This window comes from Streptomyces viridosporus (genome assembly GCF_002078235.1).
In the GTDB taxonomy this organism is placed as follows: Bacteria; Actinomycetota; Actinomycetes; order Streptomycetales; family Streptomycetaceae; genus Streptomyces; species Streptomyces viridosporus.
Genome location: NZ_MSGP01000108.1, coordinates 1 through 247, shown reverse-complemented (window position 1 = coordinate 247; position 247 = coordinate 1). Strand labels below are relative to the sequence as shown.

General features: G+C 75.7%; 1 pseudogene. It reads right to left on the bottom strand.

The window, feature by feature from the left end:
• A pseudogene (locus B7L92_RS41550) lies at positions 1-247 on the bottom strand (5,10-methylene tetrahydromethanopterin reductase); the annotation flags it as partial.

Genomic DNA, 247 nt, shown 5'->3' with positions numbered 1-247 from the left:
CCGCCGCCGTCGGCGGACGGCCTCGATGATCTCCCGGGCGTCCCGGAAGGCCGCCTCCGGGCCCTCGGTGAAGAGCACCCCGCCGCAGTTGAGGATCACCTCGTCCACCCCGGCGTCCCGGTACTCGTCGAGCCGGGCGGCGACGTGGTCCGCCGTGCCGAACACGTAGGTGCCGCTGTCCACCAGGGAGACCGCACCGGCCCGGGGGTCGGACGGTTCGGCCGGCACACCGGCCCGGCGCAGCATG